The following is a 1,928-nucleotide window of genomic DNA, read 5'->3' on the forward strand; positions in this document are numbered from 1 at the left end:
AGGGCCGGCTCGGGCACGCTGTTCATGGTGCTGCTGGCCGCGTTCAAGGTATTGCTGATGCGCTGGAGCGGGCAGCAGGACGTGGTGGTCGGCTCGCCGATTGCGAACCGCAACCGGCGCGAAATTGAAGAATTGATCGGCTTTTTTGTCAACACGCTGGTGCTGCGCACCGAGCTCGGCGGCGACCCAAGCTTTGAACAGCTGGTGCAGCGGGTGCGCGAAGGCGCGCTGCAGGCCTTTGCGCACCAGGATCTGCCGTTCGAGCGGCTGGTGGAAGAATTGCAGCCGCACCGCGAAGCAAACTACACGCCGCTGTTTCGCGTCATGTTTGCATTGCAGAATGCCCCGCTGGGCAATCTGACGCTGCCCGGCCTGGAGCTGGAACGACTGGAAGTTCGCAGCGGCAGCGCCAAGTTCGACCTGACGCTGTTCATGTGGGAAGAGGCGCAGGGGCTGACGGGCGAGGTGGAATACAGCAGCGACCTGTTCGACGCCGCCACCATCGAGCGCCTGGTAGCGGCCATGCAAGGCTTGCTGGCCGAAGTGGTGCGCACGCCGCAGGCGCGCCTTTCGCAGCTGGGCCGCGAGCATGGCGCCGCGCGCGCGCAGCTGCTGCTTGGCTGGAACGACACCGACACGGCGTACGAGGCCGACGCCAGCGTGCACGCGCTGGTGGAACGCCAGGCGCGCCTGCGCCCCGACGCAGTGGCGCTGGAACAAGGCACCCAAAAAATCAGCTACGGCGAACTTGATGCACAGGCCAACCGCCTGGCGCGCTACCTGCGCAGCAGCGGCGTCAAGCCGGGAGCGCGGGTGGCGGTTTGCCTGGAGCGTTCGCCGCTACAGGTCGTGGCGCTGCTGGCGATCCTCAAGGCCGGGGCGGCCTATGTGCCGCTGGACGGCAGCTATCCGGCCGAACGCCTGCGCCACATGCTGGCTGATTCGCAGGCCGGCCTGCTGCTGACCGAGCGCGCATGGGCCGGCCAGATGGCCGCCGCCAGCTTGCCCGACTGCCGCGAAGTGCTGCTCGACGAGTGCACCGAGCAGGTGCTGGCCGAGTCTTCTGCGCCTCTGGGAGAAGCAGTTCCGGCGCAGGCCCTGGCCTATGTGATCTATACCTCTGGTTCTAGCGGCCAGCCCAAGGGCGTGGCGGTGACGCACCGGGGCGTGCTGCGCCTCGTCACGGCGACCGACTACATCGCCTTTGGCGCGCAGCAGGTGATGCTGGCCGCTGCACCTGTCAGCTTTGACGCTTCGACCTTTGAGCTGTGGGGCGCGCTTGCGCATGGCGCCCGGCTGATATTGGCTGGCGCGGGCCGCCAGTCGCTGGCCGAACTGGGAGAACTGGTGCGCCGGCATGACGTGTCCACTCTGTGGCTGACCGCGCCGCTGTTTCACCTGATGATCGAGGAAGGCGCGCACTATCTGCAAGGCGTGAGGCAGCTCATCGCCGGTGGCGACGCGCTGTCGGCAGCCGTGGTGCGCAAGGCGCGCCAACTGCTGCCCGACTGCCGGCTGGTCAACGGCTACGGGCCGACCGAAACCACCACCTTTGCCTGTACCTTTGACACGGCGCTGCTGGCGCCGGACGCGGCCACGGTGCCGATCGGCAGGCCGATCGCCAACACCCGCGCCTATGTGCTGGACGTTGATGGCGAGCCGGTCGCGCTGGGCGTGGCCGGTGAACTTTACCTGGGCGGCGCGGGCCTGGCCTGGGGCTACCTGGGCCAGAGCGCGCTGACAGCCGAGCGTTTCGTGCCCGACGCGTTCGGGCCGCACCCAGGTGCGCGGCTGTACCGCACCGGTGACCGGGCGCGCTGGCGCGCCGACGGGCAGCTGGAATTCATGGGACGGCTGGACCAGCAGGTCAAGGTGCGCGGGCACCGGGTGGAGCTGGGCGAAATTGAAAGCGCGCTGCGCGAGCATCC

1 protein-coding gene is annotated in these 1,928 nt (G+C 68.2%); it reads left to right on the plus strand.

All coding sequences use genetic code 11. The annotated features are described in order from the left end of the window. Positions 1 to 1,928: non-ribosomal peptide synthetase (locus tag ACP7BV_RS26805; RefSeq protein ID WP_426107944.1), on the plus strand; the 1,928-nt coding region annotated here is incomplete at both ends.

Source organism: Massilia sp. TSP1-1-2 (assembly GCF_049896185.1).
Taxonomy (GTDB): Bacteria; Pseudomonadota; Gammaproteobacteria; order Burkholderiales; family Burkholderiaceae_D; genus Telluria_A.